20 protein-coding genes and 1 riboswitch are annotated in these 24632 nt (G+C 70.7%); of the genes, 15 read left to right on the top strand and 5 right to left on the bottom strand.

Annotated elements, in window-relative coordinates; genetic code table 11:
• Both ACIRP2_RS36480 and ACIRP2_RS36475 read left to right on the top strand, forming a co-directional pair.
• A partial coding sequence (locus ACIRP2_RS36480) for a peptidase C14 (RefSeq protein WP_404258072.1) occupies window positions 1–1625 on the top strand: 1625 nt, incomplete at its 5' end.
• On the top strand, window positions 1622–2554 hold the full coding sequence (locus ACIRP2_RS36475) for a GNAT family N-acetyltransferase (protein ID WP_404258070.1): 933 nt from the start codon (window positions 1622–1624) through the stop codon (window positions 2552–2554). The genes ACIRP2_RS36480 and ACIRP2_RS36475, both read left to right, overlap by 4 nt.
• A 69-nt stretch (window positions 2555–2623) precedes the next feature.
• Here the strand turns inward: ACIRP2_RS36475 and ACIRP2_RS36470 are convergent, their stop codons facing one another.
• Window positions 2624–4018: a uracil-xanthine permease family protein gene (locus ACIRP2_RS36470; RefSeq protein WP_404258068.1), complete on the bottom strand. Its 1395-nt coding sequence runs from the start codon at window positions 4016–4018 to the stop codon at window positions 2624–2626.
• Between the two features lie 263 nt (window positions 4019–4281).
• The gene (locus ACIRP2_RS36465) at window positions 4282–5514 is read right to left on the bottom strand and encodes an MFS transporter (RefSeq protein ID WP_404258066.1); all 1233 of its coding nucleotides are present in this window, start codon (window positions 5512–5514) and stop codon (window positions 4282–4284) included.
• 147 nt (window positions 5515–5661) lie between these two features.
• Between ACIRP2_RS36465 and ACIRP2_RS36460 the strand changes: the two genes are divergently transcribed.
• Together ACIRP2_RS36460 and ACIRP2_RS36455 are read left to right on the top strand one after the other, a co-directional pair.
• The gene (locus tag ACIRP2_RS36460) at window positions 5662–6849 is read left to right on the top strand and encodes an ROK family transcriptional regulator (RefSeq protein WP_404258064.1); all 1188 of its coding nucleotides are present in this window, start codon (window positions 5662–5664) and stop codon (window positions 6847–6849) included.
• 83 nt (window positions 6850–6932) lie between these two features.
• A complete protein-coding gene (locus ACIRP2_RS36455; RefSeq protein ID WP_404258062.1) occupies window positions 6933–8432 on the top strand; it encodes a DUF4246 domain-containing protein in 1500 nt (499 codons plus the stop codon).
• Between the two features lie 68 nt (window positions 8433–8500).
• On the opposite strand, the gene ACIRP2_RS36450 is transcribed toward ACIRP2_RS36455, so the two are convergent.
• On the bottom strand, window positions 8501–10840 hold the full coding sequence (locus ACIRP2_RS36450) for a chitinase C-terminal domain-containing protein (RefSeq protein WP_404258060.1): 2340 nt from the start codon (window positions 10838–10840) through the stop codon (window positions 8501–8503).
• 267 nt (window positions 10841–11107) lie between these two features.
• A riboswitch (FMN riboswitch) is annotated at window positions 11108–11238 on the top strand.
• Window positions 11239–11396: 158 nt separating this feature from the next.
• Here ACIRP2_RS36450 and ribD point away from each other — a divergent pair.
• From ribD to ACIRP2_RS36400, 10 genes are all read left to right on the top strand, one after another.
• Window positions 11397–12497 (top strand): bifunctional diaminohydroxyphosphoribosylaminopyrimidine deaminase/5-amino-6-(5-phosphoribosylamino)uracil reductase RibD, encoded by a 1101-nt coding sequence (ribD, locus tag ACIRP2_RS36445; protein WP_404258058.1) that lies wholly within the window; start codon window positions 11397–11399, stop codon window positions 12495–12497.
• Entirely contained in the window at window positions 12498–13115 is a 618-nt protein-coding gene (locus tag ACIRP2_RS36440; RefSeq protein WP_404258056.1) for a riboflavin synthase, read from the top strand.
• The gene (locus ACIRP2_RS36435; protein ID WP_404258054.1) at window positions 13112–13756 is read left to right on the top strand and encodes a nicotinamide riboside transporter PnuC; all 645 of its coding nucleotides are present in this window, start codon (window positions 13112–13114) and stop codon (window positions 13754–13756) included. Before ACIRP2_RS36440 ends, ACIRP2_RS36435 begins: the two co-directional genes overlap by 4 nt.
• Window positions 13753–15051, top strand: coding sequence for a bifunctional 3,4-dihydroxy-2-butanone-4-phosphate synthase/GTP cyclohydrolase II (locus ACIRP2_RS36430; protein WP_351084347.1), 1299 nt, complete (start codon window positions 13753–13755; stop codon window positions 15049–15051). Before ACIRP2_RS36435 ends, ACIRP2_RS36430 begins: the two co-directional genes overlap by 4 nt.
• Window positions 15052–15081: 30 nt before the next feature.
• On the top strand, window positions 15082–15567 hold the full coding sequence (gene ribH, locus ACIRP2_RS36425; RefSeq protein ID WP_114243451.1) for a 6,7-dimethyl-8-ribityllumazine synthase: 486 nt from the start codon (window positions 15082–15084) through the stop codon (window positions 15565–15567).
• Window positions 15568–15602: 35 nt separating this feature from the next.
• The gene (locus tag ACIRP2_RS36420) at window positions 15603–15875 is read left to right on the top strand and encodes a phosphoribosyl-ATP diphosphatase (RefSeq protein WP_073739434.1); all 273 of its coding nucleotides are present in this window, start codon (window positions 15603–15605) and stop codon (window positions 15873–15875) included.
• 83 nt (window positions 15876–15958) lie between these two features.
• On the top strand, window positions 15959–16807 hold the full coding sequence (gene hisG / locus ACIRP2_RS36415; protein ID WP_404258051.1) for an ATP phosphoribosyltransferase: 849 nt from the start codon (window positions 15959–15961) through the stop codon (window positions 16805–16807).
• 34 nt (window positions 16808–16841) lie between these two features.
• Complete coding sequence (locus ACIRP2_RS36410; RefSeq protein ID WP_404258049.1) at window positions 16842–17306, top strand: PH domain-containing protein; 465 nt, start codon at window positions 16842–16844, stop codon at window positions 17304–17306.
• 184 nt (window positions 17307–17490) lie between these two features.
• The gene (locus ACIRP2_RS36405) at window positions 17491–18861 is read left to right on the top strand and encodes a hemolysin family protein (protein WP_404258047.1); all 1371 of its coding nucleotides are present in this window, start codon (window positions 17491–17493) and stop codon (window positions 18859–18861) included.
• On the top strand, window positions 18858–19955 hold the full coding sequence (locus ACIRP2_RS36400) for a hemolysin family protein (RefSeq protein WP_404258045.1): 1098 nt from the start codon (window positions 18858–18860) through the stop codon (window positions 19953–19955). The genes ACIRP2_RS36405 and ACIRP2_RS36400 overlap by 4 nt, the downstream gene beginning before the upstream one ends.
• A 57-nt stretch (window positions 19956–20012) precedes the next feature.
• Here ACIRP2_RS36400 and ACIRP2_RS36395 read toward each other — a convergent pair whose 3' ends face one another.
• Both ACIRP2_RS36395 and ACIRP2_RS36390 read right to left on the bottom strand, forming a co-directional pair.
• A complete protein-coding gene (locus ACIRP2_RS36395) occupies window positions 20013–21920 on the bottom strand; it encodes an AAA family ATPase (protein WP_404258043.1) in 1908 nt (635 codons plus the stop codon).
• 360 nt (window positions 21921–22280) lie between these two features.
• Window positions 22281–22910 (bottom strand): uridine kinase, encoded by a 630-nt coding sequence (locus ACIRP2_RS36390; protein WP_404258041.1) that lies wholly within the window; start codon window positions 22908–22910, stop codon window positions 22281–22283.
• Between the two features lie 175 nt (window positions 22911–23085).
• Here ACIRP2_RS36390 and ACIRP2_RS36385 point away from each other — a divergent pair, with 175 nt between their 5' ends.
• Window positions 23086–24450, top strand: a complete 1365-nt coding sequence (locus ACIRP2_RS36385; protein ID WP_404258039.1) for a peptidase C39 family protein — start codon at window positions 23086–23088, stop codon at window positions 24448–24450.
• Window positions 24451–24632: the final 182 nt, after the last annotated feature.

Below are 24632 nucleotides of genomic sequence, written 5' to 3'. Positions count from 1 at the left end.
ACCGCATACACACCGAAGGCATCGAGAAGAACACCCACGACAACCCCTTCGGCGCCGTCCTCTCCTTCCGCGGCACCGTCACCGACACCACCGTCAAGCACGCGCTCTCCGGCAAGGTCGTCGAACTCACCGACACCTTCCCGGTCCCCGACGCCAAGGCGTTCGAGGTCGGCCAGTGGTGGTCGGTCCAGGTCGATCCGGTCGAGGGCGGCGGCCGTGACGAACGCGAACTGCAGAAGCTCGTCGAGATCACCGAGATCATCGACGCGGACCACATCCGGATCGGCTACCTCAACGGCTGGGAACTCGCCGCGGGCCGCACCCTGACCTGGACCCGGATCGAACCGGTCCGCGACACCCACATCCGCAACATGGTCTTCGAGGGCGCCGGCCCCGACGAGTACACCGGCTCGCACCCCGTCAGCTTCGAGTACGCCGTCGGCTGCGACGTCTCCGGAATCCATGCCACCGGGACCTTCTGGCCGGTCATCATGCGCCGCTGGTGCACCCGGTTCCGCACCGAGGACTGCTCGTTGAAGAACCCGCCCACCGTCGAGTACGGCGGCGCGGGCTACCTCACCCAGCAGATCTACTGCCTGTACGGACGGGTCGCGGACTGCACGACCAGCAATGTCCGTCATCTCAACGACCTCACCGCCTCCGCCTACTGCACCGTCGTGAACTGCCACGGCGACGGCGACGACGCGGGCGGCAACCCCTTCACCACCCACGGCCAGTACGAGCACGATCTGCTCTTCGACGGCAACTCGGGACTGATGGACATAGCCAACTCCGGTGCGCAGTGGGGGATTTCCGCGAAACGGATCACCGTACGCAGACATGTCTGCTCCTGGTTCACCGCCAACACCAAGATCACCGATCTGACGCTCGAAGACATCACGGTGATCGCGCGCCCCACCTTCGACCAGGCCGGAACCCTCACCGTCAACGCCGACGGCGCCCAGGTCCGCGGCTGCACGGCCAGGACCTTCGCCGTCGCCCAGCGCTCCGCCCGCTCCCCCCGGCCGACCACCATCAGCGACTGCTCCTTCGAGCCGCCCGCGGGCGCCGTCCTCGTCCAGACCCCGGTCACCGCGCCCGTCCACTTCGTGCGCTGCGTCTTCAAGGGAGTCGACGGCGCGATCCTGCGCGGTGCCGGGCCCGTCCGCTTCACCGACTGCACCGTCACCGGCCCGGACGACGCGGCCCCGCTCTCGGTCGGATCGGCGGATCTGCGGATCGACGGGGGCAGCTACGACAACACCGGCATCGAGCTCAGTGCCGTGCGCGACCAGCGGATCACCGTCACCGGCGGTGCCCGTCTCACCGGCAGCAACAAGGCCAAGGCACTGCTCGGCCGCGCGGCCGGGCCCGGCAAGGTGACCTGGGACATCTCCGCGCTCAGCAGCGCCGCCTCCGGACCGGACACCGCGCATGTGCGCATCGCCGACGGCACGAACCACTACGCGGCGACCGGCAGCCGCTTCACCGGCGGCACGCTCCACCTCGCCCCGGACGCCCTGGACTCGGTCCTGCACACCGCGTGCGTCGAGGACGGCACCCGGCGCAGCGCGATGCCGGAGAACGGCGACTCGGTACGCACGGACGGGAACCTGACCCTGTGACCACCGTCGTCAGGACCGCGACCCCGGCCGACGACCCGGCCCTGGCCGCCCTGTGGCGGCGCTGCTTCGATGCTCCGCAGATCGCCCGGCTGCACGCGCTGGACCCCGACCGCCACCGTCACACGTTCGTCGCGCAGAACGGTCCGGAGGGCGGGATCGACGCCGTCGTCGTCTACGTGCCGAGGCTGATCCGCGACGCGCACGGCACGCCGCAGCGGGTCGGTGGCATCGGCAGCGTCGCCACTCGCCCCGAGGCCCGCGGCCGGGGACTGGTACGGCGGCTGCTGGTGGAGGCGGAGCGCACCATGGCGGCCGAACAATGTGCCTGGTCCCTGCTGTTCACCGGGACGCCCGGCGTCTACCGGGGCTCGGGGTGGCAGGAATTCGGCAGTGCTTGCACCGAGGGGTCGCTGGCGCCCCCGGCCGCCTCCGGGGCGTTCCGGGTCCGCGGGGCCACCGCGCGGGACGCCGTGGAGGTGACCGCCCTGCACCACGCGTACAACGCGAACAGGCCGCTCAGCTCGTTGCGGGGCCCGGAGGACTGGGCGGTGCGCGTACCTGCCTGGTACGGCGTGCCCGACCGCTCGCTCGTCGCGGTGGACCCCGGAACGGGGGCGCTCGTCGGCTGGATCGTGGCCCAGCACGAGGGGGAGTGCGTGGAGGTGCGTGAATTCGCGGGCGCGCCCGAATGCCTGGGTGATCTGTTCGCCGCCGTCGGTGCGCGGGGCCGGGCCGCGGGGCTGACCCGCGGCCGGGTCAGGATGCCGGACGGTCCCGAGGTCCGGACGGCTCTGCCGGCCCTGTTGACCGACCCCCGGACGGTGGCGGAGCACGTGGGCATGGCACGACCGCTGCACGCCACCGCCGAAGCGGTCCGGGCCACGGTCACGGCTCCGGGCGCGGTCCACTGGTACGGAGACTGTTTCTGAGGGGCCGGGTGGTCGTCGGAACGGGGGAACGGCCGTGACACCCACCGGTCCGGCCGGGAACGCCGTGGCCTACTCCGTCTTGTCGGTCGACGTCGGCTCGTCGTACGCCGACGTCCCCGAGTCCAGCAGGGGCTCCTGGGTCTTGAGGTGGGCCGGGGCGAAGGCCCGCAGCACGTGGTAGCCGGTGATCACCACGATGGTGCCCAGCGCGATACCGCTCAGCTCGAAGTTGTCGGTGATCTTGAGGCTGACGCCGCCGACGCCGATGATGATGCCCGCCGCGGCCGGCACCAGGTTCAGCGGGTTGCGCAGATCGACCTTGGCGTTCAGCCAGATCTGGGCGCCGAGGAGGCCGATCATGCCGTACAGGATGACGGTGATGCCGCCGAGCACACCGCCGGGGATGGCGGCGACCACCGCGCCGAACTTGGGGCAGAGCCCGAAGAGCAGAGCGAAGCAGGCGGCGGCCCAGTAGGCGGCGGTGGAGTAGACGCGGGTCGCGGCCATGACGCCGATGTTCTCCGAGTACGTGGTGTTCGGCGGGCCGCCCACCGCCGTCGACAGCATCGACGCGGCGCCGTCGGCGGCGATCGCGGTGCCCAGCTTGTCGTCCAGCGAGGCACCGGTCATCTCGCCCACGGCCTTGACGTGACCGGCATTCTCGGCGATCAGCGCGATGACCACCGGCAGGGCGACGAGGATCGCCGACCACTCGAAGCTCGGCGCGTGGAAGGACGGGAGCCCGATCCAGTCGGCCTTGGCGACGCCCGACAGATCCAGCCGCCAGTGGTCGACGGCCTCGGCGCCGCCCGCCGGAGAGTGGATCTTGCCGAAGATCCGGTCGAGGACCCAGGACAGCGCGTACCCGAAGACCAGGCCCAGGAAGATCGCGATGCGTGAGAAGAATCCGCGCAGGCACACCACGGCCAGTCCGGTGAACAGCATCACCAGCAGTGCCGTCCACTGGTCCTGCGGCCAGTACGTCGACGCGGTCACCGGAGCCAGGTTGAACCCGATCAGCATGACGACGGCGCCGGTGACCACCGGCGGCATCGCCGCATGGATGATCCGCGCGCCGAACCGCTGTACGGCGAGACCGGCGAGGAAGAGCACCACACCGACGGCGAACACCGCGCCGGTGACCACGGCGCTGCTGCCGCCGCTCGCCCGGATCGTCGCGGCGACCCCGACGAACGAGAGCGAGCAGCCGAGGTAGCTGGGCACCTGCCCGCGCGTGGCCAGCAGGAAGATGGCCGTCGCGACACCCGACATCATGATCGCCAGGTTCGGGTCCAGGCCCATGAGCACCGGGGCGACGAACGACGCACCGAACATCGCGACGACGTGCTGCGCGCCGAGCCCGAACGTACGGGGCCAGGAGAGCCTTTCGTCCGGTCGGACCACGGCCCCCGGTGCGGGGGTCTTCCCGTCGCCGTGCAAGGTCCAGCGCACGCCGAGGCCCATGGTCGCTCCCTGTGTGTAGGTGCGGAGTCCAGTGCCTCGCCCGGCATGGTGCTCACCGCAGAAATGATCAGCGCAATGGTAATGCGCGCAACGCACCGCGCTCACGGCCGGGCGCCGACGCCGGTGGCGCGAAGGCCCGCGCCGCCCCTCGGGCGGCTCCGGACGCCGCCCGAGGGAGACCTGTGGGCGCCGCGCCCCGCAGCGCAGCAGGCTCGCCCCGATCGCCGGCCGAACCGCCCGCCGCGCCCCGCGGAGCCGAGGGCTCAGGGGCGCGGCTCGGCGGTCGTCGCGCTCGGAGCGCCGGCGTCCGAGGACGTCACCGCCCGGCGGTCACCCACCCGCAGCACCCCGGCTCCCACAACCAGGCCGAACGCCAGCACGGTCACCAGGCCGAACGACACGACCAGCGAGGTCGCCTCGGCCAGCGAGCCGATCGCGGACGGGGCGATGAGCCCGGAGGTGTACGTGATGGTGGCGACGCCCGCGATCGCCTGACTCGGATTCGGGCCGCTGCGCCCGGCCGCCGCGAAGGCGAGGGGGACGACCACGGCGACGCCGAGGCCCAGGAGGCCGAAGCCGCACATCGCGAGCGGCGCGCTCGGCGACGCGACCACCAGGAGTCCTCCCACCGTCGCCAGTGCGCCGCCCACCCGCACGGTCCTGACCGCTCCGAAGCGGTCGACCACCTTGTCGCCGGCGATCCGGGCGACCGCCATGGTGAGCGCGAACGCCGTCGTGGACGCCGCGGCGAGCCCGGCGGAGGTGTCCATGATGTCCCGCAGATAGACCGCCGACCAGTCCAGGCTGGCCCCCTCCGCGAACACCGCGCAGAAGCCCACCGCACCGATGACCAGCGCCGACTTCGGCGGCAGAGCGAAGCGCGGCGGCGGCTCCTCGTCCGGTTCGCTGCGCAGGTCCAGCACGCCGCGGCAGGCGATGAGGCCGAGCACGGTGAGGGTGAGGGAGGCGAGGGAGTGGTGCAGCCGGGCGTCGGCACCCAGATGCGCGGCGACGGTGCCCGCGGCCGAGCCGATCAGGGCGCCCACGCTCCACATCCCGTGCAGCCCGGACATGATCGACTTGTCGAGGCGGTTCTCCACCTCGACGCCGAGGGCGTTCATCGCCACGTCCGACATGCCGGCCGTCGCGCCGTACACGAAGAGCGCCGCGCACAGCGTCAGCAGATTCGGTGCCAGCGCGGGGAGGACCAGCGCCAGCGTCCACAGGGCCAGCAGTCCGCGCAGCGCGGTCCTGGCGCCGAAGCGATGGCTGATCGCGCCTGCCAGCGGCATCGAGAGCGAGGCGCCGATCGCCGGGAAGGCGAGAGCGAGACCGAGCTGCCCGGCGCTGACCCCGGCATGGTCCTGGATCCAGGGCACCCGGGTGGCGAAGCTGCCGGTCACCGCGCCGTGCACGGTGAAGACCGCGGCCACGGCGAACCTGGCCCGCCGCACCTGTTCCATGCCGAAGACCGTCTCTGTGGAATCCGATGTCATACCGCCGTGCCCTCCCCTGGGGAATCCTCTGTCACCGGCCGCCCCGGTGCCCGTCTTCACAGTGCGCGCCGTAAACTATCAGGAACCCTGCCTGATAAATAGCCCGCCCGCTCCACCCGCGCGGCAGTGATCTGGAAGGATCCCGGCATGCCCGCATCACCGAGCACCGCCCGGGCCATCAACGACCGGCTCGCCCTGCGACTGCTCCAGCAGGACGGCCCGCTGACGGCCACGCAGTTGAAGACCCTGACCGGTCTCTCCCGCCCCACCGTCGCGGACCTCCTCGAACGGCTCCAGGGGGCCGGCCTGGTCCGGGTGGTCGGCGAGTCGGGTGCCGAGCGCCGCGGTCCCAACGCCCGGCTGTACGGGATCGTCGCCGACCGCGCCCACCTCGCCGCGCTGGACGTGCGCACCGGCAGCGTCGCCGTGGTCGTCGCCGATCTCCTCGGCGCCACGCTGGCCGAGGCCACCCTGCCCATCGGTGGCGACACCGGCACCGAGGCCGCCGCCGAACAGGCCGCGGCACTGCTGGAACGCACCGTCCGCGAGGCGGGCGCCGCCCCGCTGCACAGCGTCGGCATCGGCGCGCCCGGCCTGATCGACCCCGTCACCGGCGAACTGCGCGACACCACCGGGCTGCCCGCCTGGCACCGGCGACTGGTCCGAGTGCTCCAGCAGCGGCTGCCGGCCACCGTGCTGGTCGAGAACGAGACCAATCTCGCCGCCGTCGCCGAGCACCGCATCGGCGCGGCCCGCGAACGCGACACGTTCGTCCTCTTCTGGCTCGGACACGGCGTGGGCGCGGCCGTCATGCTGGACGGGAAACTGCGCCGTGGGGCCTCCGGCGGCGCGGGCGAGATCGGTTTCCTGCCGGTCCCCGGCACGACCGGCACCCCGTCGGCCGTCAATTGCGACGGAGGCTTTCATTCGTTGGTGGGTTCCGCCCCCGTCTGTGAACTGGCCGCCGCCCACGGCATCGTGACGCCTGCGGGCACGGCCGAGGGGGACAAGGAGCCGGGCGCCGCGTTCGCCGTGCGGGCCGCGCTGGCGGGGGAGGGCGAGAGCGAGGCGTTCCTGGACGCCCTCGCCGAGCGGCTCGCACTCGGCGCCGCCGCGATCGTCTCGGTCCTCGACCCGGGCTGTGTGCTGCTGGCGGGCGAGGTCGGCCACGCGGGCGGCGACGCGCTCGCGGCACGGGTCGAGGAGCGGCTGGCCGGAATGTCCCCGCTGCGTACCGAGGTCAGGGCCGGACGGCTCGGCGGTGCCGCGGTGCTCCGCGGCGCGCTGCTCGCCGCCCGGGACGCGGCCCAGGACGAGCTGTTCAGCCCGGCCTGATGCGCTGATCGGTGCCGGCGGCACTGTCAGTCCGCTGTCGTATCCTTCCGGCCGCCACACAACAACCAGAAGGATTGAGCGAGTTGACCGACCTGTCCGCGTTCCCGCTGCCCTTTTCCGCGGTCCGCACGAATACGTCCACCGAGCCCCGGACACTGCGGGAACTTCAGATGATCGAGTGCAGCGCCCATATCCGGGCGAAGCCCGGGTGGTTCGACAAGATGAACGACGCCGAAATCGTGGCCAGGTGGACGAAAGAGGCGATGGCGCAGGGGCTGACCGAGGCGCAGGTCCGTTATGTGCTTGCCGAACTGGCGCATTACGCCGGGCTGCGGGACGCCCGGACCGGCATCGAGGTGTCCGCCGTCGACGGGGTGTGGCAGTCGGACACACTGGTCGACGAAGAGCTCAGGTCCCGACTGCGCGAGGCGGTCCGGGTTCTGGAAGAGGTACCCGAGGCGGAGAAGGACTGGCATCCGGGCTCCGACGGCCAGGTGCTGGATCTGGTTCATCCCTCACTGTTCTGCCTCGTACGCGAGGCGAGCGGCGCACCCGAGCGGGCCTGGCAGCGCGTGAAGGGCGAGCGGTCGAAGTACGAATTCTCGGAGAAGTTCCAGTGGCTGCCCACGGATGTCGAGGTCGGTGACGACGGCGATGCCGTCTTCCATTCGTACGTCAACAATGTCCACCCCGTGGCTCATCGCGAACTCGCCGCCGTCCTGCCGGTCCTGTTCGCGCGCCTGCGCCCGCTGTTGGAGAACGTGCTCACCGATCTGCGCCGTCCGCGGCCCCTGCGGATCGAGGCCGATCCTTTCAGCTGGTACGACGAGGCCCCGGGCAGGCCGGTCGAACCCGACGACGAGAACGACACCGAGGCGTACGAGGCATGGGAGGAAGCCGAGGACGGCTGGTACGACGAGCGCCGCCCGGTCGTCCCGGACGCCCCGGCCTTCGTCCCGCCCGCGCTGCCCGGCAACTCCGCCCGCGTCGACCTTCGCGGCCGTCGCCTCCAGGTCATAGTCAAGCTCGCCACCATCCATCTCACCCCGGACAAGCCCGACTACGCCGGTGGTTCCTGGCATGTCGAGGGGATGCTGAACGAGCGGATCGTCTCGACCGGCATCTACTACTGGGACAGCGAGAACATCACCGAGAGCCGACTGAGTTTCCGGGCGTCGATCAGCGAGCCGGACTACGAACAGAACGACGACAACGGGGTGGACGAGGTCTACGGCCTGGGGAACGAAGACTCGCTGAATCAGGTATTGGGATCGGCATCGACCCCGGCGGGCCGCTGCCTGGCATTCCCGAACATCCTGCAACACAGCGTCGGCTCCTTCCGCCTCGCGGACCCCACCATGCCGGGATATCGAAAGATCCTCGCGTTCTTCCTGGTCGACCCGTCGCAGACGATCGTCTCGACCTCCGATGTGCCGCCGCAACAGCCATGGGCCGACACCTCGACCATGACCCTGGAGCAGGCCAGGAACTACCGCGAACAGCTCATGCAGGAACGCAAGTTCTTCGTCGACGAACACAACGAGCAGCTCTACGAACGGACGTTCTACCTGTGTGAGCACTGAGTCGTCGCCGAAAGCCCGGCGGTGACCGGGGGCGAACCGGTCACCGCCGGGCGGCAAGGGGAGGAGCGTCAGCAGGCCCCGAGGTCCTGCCAGACACCCCAGTCACCGGTGGAGCCGGGCGTCTCGCCCTTCGTCCACCACTTGGCCTTCCACTGGTGCGAGCCGTGGCTGACCGTCGTACCGGCGCCGTACTCGGAGCCCGCGCTCCAGGCGGGGGCGCTGCAACCGCCACTGCCGGGGCCGGGGCTCGGGCTGGTCGACGGGTCCGGCGACGGCGACGCACCCGTGCCGGGGTCGACCGGCGTGGTGCCGCGTGCAAGATCGGCGACGAGGGCGTACGACCTGCCGTCGAAGGTCACCGTCCAGTTCGACGGTGTGGAGGTGGGCAGGTAGTACACGAAGTCCACCTGCACCGAGGCGCCGGGAGCCAGGCTCTGCCAGCTCGGCAGCTTCAGCGAGACCCGGTTGTAGTCGCCCTTCAGCCCACCGACGTTGTCGGCGGCGGTGTGGTCACTGCGCACGATCGTCGTGCCGAAGCCCGACTGGTCCTTGGCGTTGGCGGGCGCCGATGTCGCGTAGTCGAACCGGAACTCAGTGCCGCCGGGCAGGGGCGCCTTCGTGTTGTTGGTGATCTCCAGCTTGGGGCTGATCGGGTAGTTGGAGTCGCCGAGCGGGAACTGGTCGAACGACACGTCGATGTCGAGCGCCTGGGTCGGCAGGTCGACGGTGGACCGCTTCGCGCCGTACGGGGCGGCGGACTTGAACGTGTCGTACATCAGCGAGGTGAGCGTGGAGCCCGGCTCGTACTGGCCCTTGGCGGCGTTCCAGCCGTAGTCGCCCGCGAGTTCCCAGATCATGGTGCCGCCGATGCCCTTGTCGACCACGTAGTTCGCCTTCGCGGCCACCGACTGCTCGTCCTCGGTGGAGAGGAAGACCTTCTTCTGGGCGTTCCACAGCCAGGGCGCGACCAGGGTCGGGTCGTACTTGCGGACGTAGGTGCCGGTCAGCTCGGTGTCCGCGGCGAATCCGTAGTCGGTGACGTAGTCGCCGACGATGCCCTTCTCCAGGTTCTTCGCGTGCCACATCGGGTTGGAACCGGCGGGCGATTCCTTGCCGTTGGCGTCCAGGTCGTGCCAGAGGTTGTCGATACCGACCGCGCCGTCACCGCACTTGGTCAGACCCGCGCCGGCCGGGCAGTCGGTGGTGGCGGCACGGCCCCACAGTCCGTCCGTGCCTCCCTGCACGTTCTTGAAGCCGCGGGTGTAGTACGGCAGACCGATGTTGATCCGGCCGGACGGCATCGAGCCGCGGAAGTAGTGGTAGGCCCAGTCGGTGTTGAGATAACCGGTCCCGCCGTACTGCGCGGTCGAGTAGACGCTCGCCTGGGCGAGTTCGGCGTCCTTGCCGTCGTCGAACAGCGCGGCGTTGGGGCCGACGTACTCGTTCCAGGCGCCGTGCAGGTCGTAGGACATGATGTTGACGTAGTCCAGGTACTTCTGGACCTGGAAGGTCTCCATGCCGCGCAGCAGATAGCCGGACGAGGGGGCTGCGACGCTGAGCAGATAGTGCTTGCCGTCGGTGGCGGACGCGCGGTCGAGCTTCTCGCGCAGGGTCTTCATGAGCGCGGCGTAGCCCTTGACGAGGCCGGCCCGGCGGGCATTGGACAGTTTCCAGTCCAGGGGGTTGCCCGCGTCCTTCATGGTGGTCGGGTACTCGTAGTCGATGTCGACGCCGTTGAAGCCGTACTTCCTGATGAAGTCGACCGCCGAGTCGGCGAAGGTGTCGATCCCGATCCGGTTGACCGAGCCGTCGGCATTGGTCGCCATCGAGTAGAAGCCGCCGGAGTCCACCCGCTTGCCGCTGTCGTCGAAGTAGCCGCCGGTCTCGGCCCAGCCGCCCACCGACACCATGGTCTTCACGTTCGGGTACTTCTTCTTGAACTTGGTCAGCAGGTTGAAGTGGCCCTGGTAAGGCAGGGCCGGGTCCATCTCGGCGCCCGCGACGCCCGGCCAGGTCATGCCGGTCGAGGCGTTGTCCGGGCCGTCGGCGCCCACGGAGATCCTGTTGTCGCCGTCGACGTGGGCGAAGGCGTAATTCAGATGGGTGACTTTGTCCCAGGGGATGTCGGAGGCGAGGTAGGCGGGCCTGCCGTCCTTCCCGGTGCGCCAGCCGGTGAAGTATCCGATGACCCGCCGCTGGTGGTCGGCGCCCATCTTCTCGCGGCCCTCGGTGTCGTAGACGGAGCAGTAGGGGACGGCGACACCTGGGGTCCGGTAGAGCCCGTCGGGGCGACAGGACTCCTGGTCGGCGGCGGCCGACGGGGTGGCGGCGAGCGAGCTCATCAGCAGTCCGGCGACGGTGGCGCCGACTGCGAGCAGGGTGGCTCTCGCACGGGTGGGGGACAGCACGTTCGGTTCCTCCCGGGGAGGTTCGGCAGAACACAACTGACAAGGGGGTGGGTCGTGTTGATGCCCCGGGTGTGCGCACACCGCGGGACGGCTCCTCGGAGGTGACGCAGAGATTAAGAGGACTAGACCATTGCGTCAATAGGTCTGGACCTTCAATGCCTGACTGTCCCGTTGCGGCCCGCGTTCCGCGTCGCCTGTGAGCCACTCCACAGGCACGCACCCCTATGGCCCACCGGCGGGCGTGGCACACTGATCGTGTACCAGCAGCAGCGCACTCCGGGGTCGGTGAAATTCCGAACCGGCGGTTATAGTCCGCGACCCGTCCGCATCCAGCGGCCGGTTGACCAGGTGGGATTCCTGGACCGACGGTTAAAGTCCGGATGGGAGGCAGTGCGCGGCGGGCCGTTTCACGGGTACGCCGCCGTCGGCGGATGGTCTTCGGGCGACCGGTCCATCCGTTCGTTCCGGCATTTCGGCGTCCCCGCGTCGCGTTCCCGTTTCATCTGTCGTCATCGACAGGCCCCGGAGTCCGTGCCCGAAGAGGCAGGAGGACCCGGTGGCCACCGCAGCCGACATCACCGCCATGCGCCGAGCGATCACGCTCGCGGCCCGCGGTCTCGGCTCCACCAGTCCCAACCCGGTCGTCGGCTGCGTCGTCCTCGACGCCGCCGGACACCAGGTCGGGGAAGGATTCCACCAGCGTGCCGGCGGCCCGCACGCCGAGATCCACGCCCTGCGCGCCGCAGGCGACGGGGCCCGGGGCGGCACCGCCTACGTCACCCTCGAACCCTGCAACCACACCGGCCGCACCGGCCCCTGCGCCCAAGCCCTCGTCGAGGCCGGCGTCGCCCGGGTCGTCTACGCGGTCGGTGACCCGAATCCGCAGGCCACCGGTGGTGCGGACACCCTGCGCGCGGCCGGGATCAAGGTCGAGCAGGGGCTGCTGGCGGACGAGGCCGCGGCGGGCAACGCGGCCTGGCTGACCTCGGTGCGGCTCGGCCGCCCGTACGTCCTGTGGAAGTACGCGGCGACCCTCGACGGCCGGATCGCGGCCGCCGACGCCACCAGCCGCTGGATCACCTCTCCCGAATCCCGCGCCGACGTCCACCGGCTGCGCGCCGAGGCCGACGCGGTCGTGGTCGGCTCCGGCACCGCCCGTACCGACGACCCCCAGCTCGGCGCACGGGGCGTCGAAGGTGCCGTACAGCCCCTGCGGGTGGTCGTGGACACCGGCGCCAGTGCCGTACGACCCGGTGCCCGGGTTCTCGACGACACCGCGCCCACCCTGATCGCCGTCGCCGACGACGCCGACACCCGCCGTCTCCCCGAAGGGGCCGTCCTGCGCCTGCCGCGCGCCGCCACCGGCCCCGGCCTGGACATCCCCGCCCTGCTCACCGCCCTGTACGGGCGTGGCATCCGCTCCGTACTCCTCGAAGGCGGGCCGACCCTGGCCGGGTCCTTCGTCGCCGCGGGAACGGTCGACAAGGTCGTCGGCTACCTCGCACCCGTACTGCTCGGCGCCGGCCCCGCGGCCCTCGCCGACGCCGGAATCTCCACCATCGCCGAGGCGTTGCGCCTCGATGTGACCGACACCGTCCGTATCGGCCCCGATCTGCGCATCACCGCCGTCCCCGGCCCTGCCCGGAAGGGAAACTGAGTGTTCACCGGAATTGTCGAAGAACTGGGTGAAGTCACCGCCGTCGAGGAACTCGGCGACGCCTCCCGCTTCCGCCTGCGCGGTCCCGTGGTCACCGAAGGCGCGAAGCACGGCGACTCCATCGCCGTCAACGGCGTCTGCCTCACCGTCGTCGACCTCGGCGACGGCGAGTTCACCGCCGACGTGATGGCCGAGACCCTGAAACGGTCCAGCCTCGGCGCCCTGGGAACGGGCTCCCGGGTCAACCTGGAGCGCCCCATGGCGGTCGGCGGCAGGCTGGGAGGCCACATCGTCCAGGGCCATGTCGACGGCACCGGGCGCATCGTCGAGCGCAAGATCTCCGAGAACTGGGAGATCGTGAAGATCTCCCTCCCGGCGGACCTGACCCGTTACGTGGTGGAGAAGGGGTCGATCACCGTCGACGGGGTCAGCCTGACCGTCGTGGACGCCGGACCGGACTACTTCACCATCAGCCTCATCCCCACCACCCTCGCGCTGACCACGCTCGGCATCAAGGAGCCCGGCGACCCGGTCAACCTGGAGGTGGACGTCATCGCGAAGTACGTCGAGCGGCTGCTCGGCCACGCTCCGCTGCAGCCCGAGGAGCCGACGAAGTGACCGCGCTGAACTGGCTGAACTCGGAGGCGTTCACCGTCTTCGGTCAGCGCATCATCTGGTCCGACATGATCGGCAACACGGTCGGTCTGGTCGCCCTCACCCTGGGCTGGCTCCGCTCGATCTGGACCTGGCCCGCCCAGCTCCTGTCCGGCGTCGTCCTGGTGGCGGCCAACGTCTCCGTGCACCAGGCGGGCAGCGTCGGCAAGCAGCTCGTGGTCATCGCCGTGGCCGTCTGGGGATGGCAGCAGTGGACCCGGGGCAGGCGACAGGCCCAGGACGGCTCCATCGCCGTACGGTTCGCCACCTGGCGCGAGCGCGGCTTCCTGCTCGGCGGCGCCGCGCTCGGCACCCTCGCGGTCGGCGGTCTGTTCACCGCGTTCCCCTCGCTGTCCTGGAGCCCGTGGGCGGACGCGTACATATTCGCCGGGACGCTCGTCGCGATGTTCGCCCAGGCCCGCGGCATGGTCGAGTTCTGGTTCGCCTGGCTGCTGGTCGACCTGGTCGGCGTACCGCTGAACTTCCACAGCGGTCTCGCCTTCTCCGGACTCATCTACGTCGTGTACGGCGCCCTCGTCCTGTGGGGCATGCGCGACTGGTGGCTGCGTTCACGGACCCCCGCTCTGGAAGGAGCCACGGCATGACTGCCCAGCCCACCTGGTTGCACCGGGACCACGGGAGTGCCGTCGAGGACCTCACGCTGGACCCGGTCGAGCAGGCCATTCGCGACATCGCCGCCGGACGGCCCGTCGTGGTCGTCGACGACGAGGACCGCGAGAACGAGGGCGACCTCGTCCTCGCGGCCGAGAAGGCCACCCCCGAGATCGTCGCGTTCATGATGAGCGAGTGCCGCGGCCTGATCTGCGCCCCCATGGAGAACGACGAGCTGGAACGGCTCGAACTCCCGCAGATGGTCGACCACAACACCGAGTCGATGCGCACGGCGTTCACCGTCTCCGTCGACGCGTCGGCGGCCCACGGCGTGACCACCGGCATCTCCGCCGCCGACCGGGCCGCCACGCTCCGGCTGCTGGCGGGCGGCGAGGCGGGCCCCGGCGACTTCGTACGGCCCGGTCACATCTTCCCGCTCCGCGCCCGCTCCGGCGGTGTGCTGGTCCGCAACGGACACACCGAGGCCGCGGTCGACCTCGCCCGGCTCGCCGGGCTGCGGCCCGCCGGAGCGATCGTCGAGATCGCCGGCGAGGACGGCGTGATGCTGAGGCTGCCCCAGCTGATCCCGTTCGCCCGCAAGCACGGCCTCACGATCATCTCCATCGAGGACCTGATCGCCTACCGCCGCACCTCGGAGCCGACCGTCCGCCGAGAGGCCGAGGTCCGGCTGCCGACGGGCTTCGGCGCGTTCACCGCGTACGGCTACCGCTCCACGGCCGACGGCGTCGAGCATGTCGCGCTCGTCCACGGCGACATCGCGGACGGCGACGACGTCCTGGTGCGGATCCACTCGGAGTGCCTGACCGGCGACATCTTCCAGTCGCAGCGCTGCGACTGCGGGCCCCAGCTGCACGCCTCCATGCGACGGATCGCCGAGCGGGGGCGCGGCGTCGTCGTCTACCTGAGAGGTCACGAGGGGCGCGGCATCGGCCTGCTGTCCAAGCTGCGCGCCTACGAACTCCAGGAGCGCGGCGTCGACACCCTCGACGCCAATCTGGAGCTCGGTCTGCCGGCCGACGCCCGGGACTACGCGGCCGGCGCCCAGATCCTCAAGGACCTCGGCGTCCGGAGCCTGCGGCTGATGACCAACAACCCCGACAAGACGGCCGCCGTCCTGCGGCACGGTCTGGCCGTCACCGGCCGTGAGCCGATGCCCGTCCAGGCCGGCGAACACAATCTGAGCTACCTGCGCACCAAGCGCGACCGCATGGGGCACGACCTGCCCTGGCTCGACGCCGCCCCGGTGTCGACCTGCGGCAACCAGTGAACGATCACGGAAACGAGTGGTGGGAGAGAGATGAGCGGCAAGGGCGCACCCGAACTGTCGGTACGCAACTGCGGTGACCTGCGTGTGGCGGTCGTCGCCGCGCAGTGGCACGAGAAGGTCATGGACGGACTCGTCGACGGCGCCCTGCGCGCCCTGCACGAGCTCGGCATCGACGAGCCGACCCTGCTCCGGGTACCCGGCAGCTTCGAACTCCCGGTGGTCGCCAAGGTCCTCGCCGGCCGGGGCTACGACGCGATCGTCGCCCTCGGAGTGATCATCCGCGGCGGCACCCCGCACTTCGAATACGTGTCCCACGGCGTCACCAACGGTCTCACCCAGGTCGCTGTCGACACCGGAGTCCCGGTCGGCTTCGGCGTACTCACGTGCGACACCGAGGAGCAGGCGCTCGACCGGGCCGGGCTGGAAGGGTCCAACGAGGACAAGGGGCACGAAGCCGTCACCGCGGCCGTCGCCACAGCCGCCACGCTGCGCACGGTCAGCGAGCCCTGGCGCTGAGTGGAGGGGGCGGACCCCGTACTCTAAGGACCATCATGGCGAACAAAACCTTTGAAGAGCTCTTCGCCGAGCTGCAGCTCAAGGCCGCCGACGGCGACCCCTCGACCTCCCGTACCGCCGAGCTGGTGGACAAGGGCGTCCATGCCATCGGCAAGAAGGTCGTCGAAGAGGCCGCCGAGGTCTGGATGGCCGCCGAGCACGAGAGCAAGGACGCCGCCGCCGAGGAGATCTCGCAGCTGCTGTACCACGTCCAGGTGATGATGGTCGCCCGCGGGATCTCGCTCGACGACGTCTACGCCCACCTCTGAGCACGACCTCCGCATCGCACTCCGTACGACCGCACATCGCATATCCGGACAAGACTCCCTCCTCGCAAAGGAAACCCGACCTCATGCTGCGCATCGCCGTCCCCAACAAGGGTTCACTCTCCGGGCCTGCGATGGCGATGCTCCATGAGGCCGGCTACCAGCAGCGCAAGGAGTCCAAGGAGCTCGTGCTCGTCGACCCCGAGAACGAGGTCGAGTTCTTCTACCTCCGGCCCCGTGACATCGCGATCTACGTCAGCTCCGGCCGCCTCGACATCGGCATCACCGGCCGGGACCTGCTGCTGGACTCCGGCGCCGACTCCGAGGAGATCCTCCAGCTCGGCTTCGCCCGCTCCACCTTCCGTTACGCCACCAAGCCCGGCACCGCCCAGGGCCCGCAGGACTTCGACGGCAAGACGATCGCCACCTCCTACGAGGGCATCGTCGCCAAGCACCTCGCCGACGTCGGTGTCAACGCCTCCGTCGTCCACCTCGACGGCGCGGTCGAGACGGCCATCGAACTCGGTGTCGCCCAGGTCATCGCCGACGTCGTGGAGACCGGCACCAGCCTGCGCAACGCCGGGCTCGAAGTCATCGGCGAGCCGATCATGAAGTCGGAGGCCGTCGTCATCCGGCGCACCGGCGCACCGGACGACGACCCCAAGGTGCGGCAGTTCCTCCGCCGCCTCCAGGGCGTCCTGGTCGCCCGCTCCTACGTGATGATGGACTACGACTGCCGTGTCGAGCACCTGGAGCGCGCGGTCGCCCTCACCCCGGGCCTGGAGTCGCCGACCATCTCCCCGCTGCACCACGAGGGCTGGGTCGCCGTCCGTTCCATGGTCGCCGCCAAGGAGGCCCAGCGGATCATGGACGATCTGTACGACCTCGGCGCCCGCGCCATCCTCACCACCGCCATCCACGCCTGCCGCCTCTGACGGCCGGCGACCACCAGAAGACAGAAGAAACACGATGTCCGCCCCCGCGCCCCGGCCCGAACTCCCCACACTCCCGGTCACGTTCCGGCCGACCCGAACCCGGGTGGTCCTGCTGACCGTGGGGGCGGCGATGTTCGTCGTCATCACCGTCATCGCCATGACCCTGGAACAGCTGAGCGCGGGGGAGCGGTCCAGCTTCGTCTTCACCGCGTTGCTCTTCTTCGGCGTGCTGGCACTGCTCAGCCGCCCGAAGGTGGTCGCCCACGAGGACGGGGTGACGGTGGTCAATCTCACCCGAACGCGTCGGCTGTCCTGGGCCGAGATCCTCCGTGTCAACCTGCGTGTCGGTGACCCCTGGGTCTTTCTCGACCTGAGCGACGGGACCAGCATGCCCGCCCTCGGCATCCAGCCGGGAATCGCCAAGCAGCAGGCCATCCGCGACGCCCGCACGCTCCGCGCCCTCGCCGAGAAGCGCGGCACCGGTACGGACAACGGCTGAGCCCCCTGCCCCGCAGGGCCGCTTCTTGATTACTCTGGAGGACGGCGGCGCTCCGCGCGCCCCGCCCCGCACGAGAGGTCCATGAGGCCGGCGGGGCTTTCCTGCGACCCAAGGAGTGACTCCTTCCAGCAATGGACGGATCGTCCGGTAGTACCTGCGCCGCCCCTTCCCCGGAGGCGGCGGAATGACCATCCCCCTGCTGCTGCTCGGTGCAGCATTCCTTCTCATCCTCGCCAACGGATTCTTCGTGGCGGCCGAATTCGGGCTCGTCACGGTGGAGCGGCCGGACGCCGAGCGCGCCGCCGCAGCGGGCGACCGGCGGTCCCGCACCGTCGTCGAAGCCCTGCGTGAACTCTCCTTCCAGCTCTCCGGCACCCAGCTCGGCATCACCATCACCTCGCTGGTGGTCGGCATGCTCGCCGAGCCGGCGCTGGCCCAGCTGCTGGACGGCCCCCTCACCACGACCGGTCTGCCCGACGGTGCCGTGTCCGGCATCAGCGTGGTGATCGGGATGATGGTGGCCTCCGCCGTACAGATGGTCATCGGCGAACTCGTGCCGAAGAACTGGGCGGTCTCCCGGCCGCTCCAGGTCGCCCGGTTCGTGGCCGGCCCCCAGCACCGGTTCTCCGCCGCTCTGCGGCCGGTGATCAGCCTGTTGAACACCGTCGCCAACCGGATGGTGCGGCTGCTGGGCGTCGAGCCCACCGATGAGCTGGCCTCCGCCCGCACCCCCGGGGAGCTGGTCTCCCTGGCCCGCCACTCGGCCGAGGCCGGCACCCTCGAACAGGACACCGCGGACCTCTTCGTACGGACCCTGTCGCTCGCCGGTCTCACCGCCCAGCACGTCATGACCCCGCGGGTGAAGGTCAGCGCCCTGCAGTCCTCGGCGACCGCGCAGGACGTCCTCAACCTCACCCGCGCCACCGGCCTCTCCCGGTTCCCGGTCTACCGGGAGCGCATCGACGAGGTCATCGGCATGATCCACCTCAAGGACGCGCTCGCCGTGCCCGTCCAGGACCGGCTGCGCACCCCGGCCGGCCGGATCGCCGTACCGCCGCTGCTGGTGCCGGAGACCCTGCCCGTCGAACAACTGCTCCAGCGGCTGCGCAACGAGCAGCCGATCGCCGTCGTGGTCGACGAGTACGGCGGCACCGCCGGAGTGGTCACCCTCGAGGACATCATCGAGGAGCTCGTCGGCGAGGTCCGGGACGAGCACGACGCCGAAGGCGCCGACCGGCCCGAACTGGCCCCCGCGGCTCCCGAGGACGGCCGCCCGGCCTGGGACGCCGAGGGCAGCTGCCGGGTCCTGACCCTGCGCCGCATAGGACTCGACGTACCCGAGGGCCCGTACGAGACCGTGGCCGGACTCGTCGCCGATCTGCTGGGACGCATTCCCGCCCCCGGTGACCGGGCCGAACTGCCAGGCTGGCGGATCTCCGTCCGCCAGGTGGGCCACTACCGAGCCGAGAAGGTCCGCTTCGTACGCATGGTGGAGGCGGCCGATCCGGTGGCCGCGGCCCCGCTGTCCCAGGACGCCCTGGAGGCCGTGCGATGAGCCTCGTCCAATTGCTCTTCGCCGGGCTTCTCGTGCTGGCGAACGGCTTCTTCGTCGGAGCCGAGTTCGCGCTCGTCTCCGTACGGCGCAGCCAGATCGAACCGCTCGCGGCGGCCGGCTCGGGCCGGGCCCGCCGGACGCTGTACGGACTGGAGAACCTGCCGCAGATGATGGCCGCCGCCCAGTTCGGCATCACCGTCTGCTCGCTGACCCTCGGCGCCGTCGCCGAGCCGACCGTGGCCCATCTGCTGGAGCCGGTCTTCCAGGCGATCCACCTGCCCGAGGGCCTCATCCATCCGCTCGGCTACGTCCTGGCGCTGGTCTTCGTGGTCTTCCTCCACCTCGTCATCGGCGAAATGGTCCCGAAGAACCTCGCGATGGCGGCGCCGGAGAAGACCGCGCTCTGGCTCAGCCCCGGCCTCGTGGGCTTCGCCCGTGTCTGCCGTCCGGTCACCTCCGCGCTGGGCGCCTGCGCCCGGCTGGTGCTCCAGCTCTTCGGCGTCGAACCGAAGGACGAGGTGGAGGCCGTCTTCACCAGCGAGCAGCTCAACCGGCTCGTCGAGGACTCCGGCCAGGCCGGGCTGCTGGAGCCGGAGGCGCAGGAGCGGCTGGAGGACGCGCTGGAGCTGGGCAGCAGGCCCGTCACCGATGTGCTGCTCGGCCGGGCCTCCCTGGTGACGGTGGATCCCTCCGTTACCCCGCGCCGGATCGAGGAGCTGACCGTACGGACCGGCTACTCGCGCTTTCCCGTGTGCGCGGAGGGCGGTGGCCCGTTCATGGGCTATCTGCACGTCAAGGACGTGCTGGACCTGGAGGACGGCGAGCGGGCCGTCCCCCAGCACGTGTGGCGGCCGATGGCGACCGTGCGGGCCGAGCTGCCCCTGGACGACGCCCTGACCGTGATGCGCCGCGCCGCGACACATCTGGCGCAGGTCGCCGACGCGTCGGGCCGGATCCTGGGTCTGGTCGCCATGGAGGACGTGCTGGAGATGCTGGTCGGTGAGGTACGCGACCCGGCCCACCGGGTCTCCGTGCCCCGCCGGACGGCGGAGACGACCACCGGCCACGGCGAGCTCACCGCATCGGTCCGCTGACGACGCCGCGCTCCGCGATGCCGGAGGGCCGACCCCGGCCCTCCGGCATCGCCCACGTCACAGCGTCGGCGGCTCCTGCGTCCCCCGGTCCACCGGCCCGCGGCCGGACAGCACCTCGCCGTACGCCTGCATCAGGTCCGGCAGCCGCAGCGTGGCCAGGTCGTCCCGGCCCGGCTCGGCCGCGTAACCGGAGAGCCGCAGGTCGCGGTAGGCGCAGCTCTTCTCGTACAGCGTGCGCAGGAACCGGCCGTTGCCCAGTTCGTCGATCCAGCCCTGCTCGACCACGTGGCCGCTGATGGAGCGCAGTTCCTCCAAGGACTCCTCGTCCCACACGTCGCCGTTCTCCGCGGCCAGCACCTCACCGATGGAGGTGAGCTCCAGCGGCCTGTAGCTCGGGAAGTCCACCCGGGTGGTGAACCGTGAGGAGAGCCCCGGATTGGTGGCCAGCAGCCGGTCCATGCCTTCCGGGTAGCCCGCGAGGATGACGACGAGATGGTCCCGGTTGTCCTCCGCACGTTTGAGGAGGACCTGGAGGGCCTCGTCGCCGTACGCGTCGCCCTTGCTGTAGCCGGTGTTGGAGAGGCTGTACGCCTCGTCCACGAAGAGCACCCCGCCGAGGGCCGAGTCGATCAGCTCATTGGCCTTCACGGCGGTCTGCCCGAGGAATTCGCCCACCAGATCCGCGCGCTGGGCCTCGACGAGATGATCGCCGCCCAGCAGGCCGAGTGCGTAGAAGACCCGGCCCAGGATGCGGGCCACCGTGGTCTTACCGGTGCCGGAGGGGCCGGAGAAGACGAAGTGGCGTTTGGGCGGCTGCACGGGCAACCCCTGGCCGGCCCGCAGGCGTGCCATGTTCAGCTGCGCCGACAACGCCTTGACCTGGCGCTTGACGGGCTCCAGGCCGACCATGCGCTCCAGCTCCGCCAGTGCCTCGGCGAGCAGCACCGGATCGCTGGACCCGGCGGGGAAGGGCGCCGACGGCTGACCGGGCACCGCCGTCTTCCGCCGGGCTCCGTCGGACGGCGGCGGCATCCCGGTGCCCACGAGCCCCGGGATCTCGCCGCCGGGCCGCAGCTCCCGGCCGTCCACCAGATCGGTGCCGAGCACCGGCTCCCCGTCCGGCTGCGCCTCCGCCGCGGTGTCCGTGCCCAATCCGGCCAGGGACAGGGCGGTGAGACCGGCCTCGTCGCTGCCTTCGAGACCGTCGTAGTCCGCGATCGCGGCGAGCCGCGCCGAGGTGTCCATGAACGCGGGGTCGATCCGGTGCACCGCCCGGTAGAGCGGCAGGGCGGCCGCGCTGCGGCCGGTGCCCTCGTGCGCACGGGCCAGCCAGTACCGCAGCTCCTTGCGCTGCGGCTGTTCGCTCCGGCAGCGCATCAGGGCGGTGGAGAGCAGCGGTTCGGCCTGTCCGTACATTTCCAGCCGCACCCGCGCCATCCCGCCGAACAGCCCCGCCTCGATGCCGAGCATCGGATCGTCGATCAACTGCTCGGTGTTGCGCACGAGCTGCTCCCAGTCCTTGACCAGATAGGAGCGGCAGGCGTGCAGGAAGCGCACCTGCGGGTCCGCGTCCACCGGCGGCAGGCCGGCCAGCGCGCGGTCCAGCTCGGGGACATGGCGTCCGTCCAGCCAGTGCGAAGCGTGCGCGAGGAGCAGATCGCGCGGGCTCTCCAGCACCGGTTGCACCCACCAGCCCAGCCAGTACCAGGAGTTGAGGGTGCGCCGATGGCGGGTGCGCTGCTCGCCGAAGCGGTCGCGATGACGGTACATGCGCAGCAGTGCCGTCGTGGTGTCGATCCTCAGCGCGTGGAGGCCGAGCCAGCCGTCCGCCATGCCGGGATCGATCCGTACCGCAGCCCTGAACTCCTCCTCGGCCTGTGGGTAGGCGCCCATGGTGTAGGCGTCCACGCCGCGCAGCCAGGCGAGGTCGGCCGGGGCCTGTGCGCCCTGCGTGCCGATGTCCATCTGGTCCCCCACAAACCGTGCCCCCAGGATGTCCCGCCGCACGACCCGCCCGCCGAGGCGCGCAGAATCACTGGGCCACGGACGGGAATTGACCGCACCGAGAGGCATCGTACCTGCGCAGGGAGTGCGCGACTAAGGGCGTCGTAGGCAGAAGGGGGACCGTGACCGAGGGTGAGCGGAATCCGTCGAACCGGCGTACGGGAGGGGGTGCGAGGGCAGAACGAAGCCCCCGATCACGGGGGAACAACCGGGGGCTTCGTGTCCGAGAGGGCTCCGAAAAGCCGCACATTGAGAACGTAAGACCTGTACCGCCCTCGGGTCAAGCGGAGTTGAGGTACTTCCGGGCCGATTTCCGGGCACTCAGGACGGGGGCGCCGCACGCTCACGATCTGTGACGGAATGGTTCGTTCCTGCTGCCGCGCCGGGCCCCTCCAGCCACTCGTACCCCACGGGCAACTGCCGTATCAGGGCGTCCGCGTGGGAGCGCGAGGGATCGGCCGAGAAATGCTCCGCCTCGGCCGCTGTCCACCCGTCCCAGAAGGCCGAAAGGGCCGGCCCGTCCCGGCGGCGGCCCCGCTCCCAGGACTCCGCGGCGGCGAGATCCATCCACAGCAGCCGCGCCAGGTGGGGGCGGAGAGCCCTGCGGCCCGCCCCCACCCCTTCGATCAGGACCACCGGTGCGGGCTCCAGGGTGCGCGGCGCCGCGAATGTCCGCGCGGTCCAGTCGTACGGCGCGTAGTGCGCGCGCTCCCCGCGCGACAGCGGCCCGATCACCTGCTCCCGCAGCCGGTCCACCCAGGTGAAGAAGGACTCATGGGTCGCCAGATCGTCCAGATGCAGGACCGGGGCGCCGTCGAGCGCGGCGGCGAGGCGGGACGCGAAGGTGCTCTTCCCCGATCCCGCGTGGCCGTCGACGGCGATGAGTCGCACCGGCCCGCAGGACGGCGCCAGGGCGCGGAGCCGGGTGGCGAGGGGCGCGAGGTCGTTCATGGGGCCCAGCCTACGAGCCGCTCGGAAACAAGCGCAGGTCACGTCAGTGGACCAGACCAATATTGATTTCTTGGCACGGGGCGAATCGCTGGCCGAATCCGGCCGGGACCCGCGATAGTTGGCGCACTGTCGTGCACCCGCAACCCCATTCCGCTTACGACCGGGGGTCTCGCCCATGAACAGACCGACCTCGCGCAGGACCGTGCTGACCGCCGCGCTCGCGGCGGCGGCCACCGCCGGCACGGTGTCGTCCGGCTCCGCGCACGCCGCCGTCCCCTCCGCCGCCCCGCCCCGCACCCCCTCGGCCGCCTCCTCCGTGGACAACCACTCCTGGCACACGTACAGGGACTGGCGCAGCGGTTCCGGTGCCGGGACACGGGCCGTCGCGGGCCGTCGCCCCGGCCTGGTGATCGGCCACGCCGAGGGACGCACCGACTACCCGGATCCGCACACCGGTGCGACCGCCACCTGGGAGTACGCGACCTGGACCTCGCCCGTCCACCGGTCCGCCGTCCCGGCGACCGAGGTGATCGCCTCGTGGAACGCCGACACGCCGGAGGGCACCTGGATCCAGATCGAACTCCAGGGCCGCTACTCGGACGCCACCTCGACACCGTGGTACGTCATGGGTCGCTGGGCGGCGGGCGACGGCGACATCCGCCGGACGTCCGTGGACGACCAGACCGACGGCAGGAGTTCCATCTGGACCGACACCTTCTCGGTGGACGACGCGGCCGGCGGGCTGCGCCTGGACGCCTACCGGCTGCGGCTCACTCTCCACCGTACGCCGGGGACCCGTCTCACCCCCACCGTGTGGCGGGTCGGCGCGATGGCGTCCGACATCCCGGACCGCTTCACCGTGCCCGCCAGCACCGCCGGCCTCACCCGGGAACTCCTGGTGCCGCGCTACTCGCAGAACATTCACGCGGGCCAGTACCCGGAGTACGACAACGGGGGCGAGGCCTGGTGCAGCCCCACCTCCTCGCAGATGATCATCGAGTACTGGGGACGGCGGCCCACCGCCGAGGACCTCGCCTGGGTGGAGCCGGGGCTGGCTGATCCGCAGGTCTGCCATGCCGCCCGGTTCACGTACGACTACCAGTACGAGGGCTGCGGCAACTGGCCGTTCAACGCCGCGTACGCGGCGACGTACCAGGGCATGAGCGCGGCCGTGACGCGGCTCGGCTCGCTGACGGACCTGGAGACGCTGATCCGGGCGGGCATTCCGGCCATAACGTCACAATCCTTCCTCAAGGAGGAGCTCACCGGCGCGGGGTACGGGACCTCCGGCCATCTGATGACCGTGATCGGGTTCACCGCGGACGGTGATGTGATCGCGAACGACCCGGCTTCGCCGAACGACGAGGCCGTGCGCCGGGTCTACAAGCGCCGGGAGTGGGAGAACATCTGGCTCCGCACCAAGCGCTACGACGCGAACGGCAAGGTCAGGAGCGGTACGGGTGGTGTCTGCTATCTCTACTGGCCCGCTCGGCCGACACCGGCCCAGCGCCGGGTTCTGAGGTCGTTCGGCCTGTTGTGAGCATGTGCGGTGCCACGGCCGCCTCGACCACCTGACGGCAGCGTTCCCGGCCGTCCCGGGTGAGGTGGCCGTGCTTGTCCACCGTGACCTTGATCGAGCGATGCCCGAGCCGGCGAGACACTTCGTGAAGGGACACGCCGCTCGTCAAGGTCACGGTGGCCCACTTTTGTTGCACATTGCGC

It is taken from the genome of Streptomyces sp. NPDC101194 (genome assembly GCF_044767885.1).
Taxonomy (GTDB): domain Bacteria; phylum Actinomycetota; class Actinomycetes; order Streptomycetales; family Streptomycetaceae; genus Streptomyces.
The sequence above is the reverse complement of the archived record's forward strand: the minus strand, read 5'-3'. Positions and strand labels throughout refer to the sequence as shown.

Coding starts and splice junctions, on each gene's coding strand:
- ACIRP2_RS36470 (WP_404258068.1), bottom strand. CDS start 4,018: ATGGGCCTCGGCGTGCGCTGGACCTTGCACGGCGACGGGAAGACCCCC.
- ACIRP2_RS36465 (WP_404258066.1), bottom strand. CDS start 5,514: ATGACATCGGATTCCACAGAGACGGTCTTCGGCATGGAACAGGTGCGG.
- ACIRP2_RS36460 (WP_404258064.1), top strand. CDS start 5,662: ATGCCCGCATCACCGAGCACCGCCCGGGCCATCAACGACCGGCTCGCC.
- ACIRP2_RS36430 (WP_351084347.1), top strand. CDS start 13,753: ATGACTGCCCAGCCCACCTGGTTGCACCGGGACCACGGGAGTGCCGTC.
- ribH (WP_114243451.1), top strand. CDS start 15,082: ATGAGCGGCAAGGGCGCACCCGAACTGTCGGTACGCAACTGCGGTGAC.
- ACIRP2_RS36420 (WP_073739434.1), top strand. CDS start 15,603: ATGGCGAACAAAACCTTTGAAGAGCTCTTCGCCGAGCTGCAGCTCAAG.
- hisG (WP_404258051.1), top strand. CDS start 15,959: ATGCTGCGCATCGCCGTCCCCAACAAGGGTTCACTCTCCGGGCCTGCG.
- ACIRP2_RS36410 (WP_404258049.1), top strand. CDS start 16,842: ATGTCCGCCCCCGCGCCCCGGCCCGAACTCCCCACACTCCCGGTCACG.
- ACIRP2_RS36405 (WP_404258047.1), top strand. CDS start 17,491: ATGACCATCCCCCTGCTGCTGCTCGGTGCAGCATTCCTTCTCATCCTC.
- ACIRP2_RS36400 (WP_404258045.1), top strand. CDS start 18,858: ATGAGCCTCGTCCAATTGCTCTTCGCCGGGCTTCTCGTGCTGGCGAAC.
- ACIRP2_RS36395 (WP_404258043.1), bottom strand. CDS start 21,920: ATGGACATCGGCACGCAGGGCGCACAGGCCCCGGCCGACCTCGCCTGG.
- ACIRP2_RS36390 (WP_404258041.1), bottom strand. CDS start 22,910: ATGAACGACCTCGCGCCCCTCGCCACCCGGCTCCGCGCCCTGGCGCCG.
- ACIRP2_RS36385 (WP_404258039.1), top strand. CDS start 23,086: ATGAACAGACCGACCTCGCGCAGGACCGTGCTGACCGCCGCGCTCGCG.